Source organism: Devosia geojensis, from assembly GCF_000969415.1.
GTDB lineage: Bacteria > Pseudomonadota > Alphaproteobacteria > Rhizobiales > Devosiaceae > Devosia > Devosia geojensis.
In genome coordinates, this window is record NZ_JZEX01000095.1 from 1 (window position 1) to 584 (window position 584).

Below are 584 nucleotides of genomic sequence, written 5' to 3' on the forward strand. Positions count from 1 at the left end.
AAAAGAAGGAAGAAAAGAAGGAGAAAAAAGGAGGAGAGAGAAAGAAGGAGGGAGGGGAGGGAAAGAGGAGAAAAAAAGAAAGGGGGGTAGAGAGAGAAAGAAAAAAAAAGGAGAAGAAGAAGAAAGAAAGAAAGAAAAGAAGGAAAAGAGAAGAGAAGAAAAGAGAAAGAAAAGAGAAGGGAGGAGGGGAGGGAAGGAAGGAGAAGAAGAGGATGGGAAAGGGGATGGAGAGAAAGGGAAGAAAGAAGGAGGAAGAGAGAGAGGGAAGGAAGAGAGGAGGGGGGGGAGGAGGGGGGAGGGGAAGAGGGGAAAAAGAGAAAGGGAAAAAAACAATGGGAGGGGCAGTAGCCGACGCCAGCCGAGAGCGGGAGAGGAGGGCGGAGGGGGGGAGGACGAGGGAGGGAGTGGCAGAGACGGGGAAGGTGGCGAAGACGGGAGAGGCGGTGGGGGAATCGAGGATGTGGTAAGGAGAGAAGAACGGCAGGAGAACGATAGGCGAGGGAAGAGAAGAAGGGATGGGGGGGGGGGGGGGGGGGGAGAAAAGAAGAAGCAGAGAAGGATCGGGAGGGGAGATGAACAAAAAG

1 protein-coding gene is annotated in these 584 nt (G+C 53.4%); it reads left to right on the plus strand.

All coding sequences use genetic code 11. The features are described 5' to 3' along the window. Positions 1 to 467: hypothetical protein (locus VE25_RS22950; RefSeq protein WP_201776067.1), on the plus strand; the 467-nt coding region annotated here is incomplete at its 5' end. Positions 468 to 584: the final 117 nt, after the last annotated feature.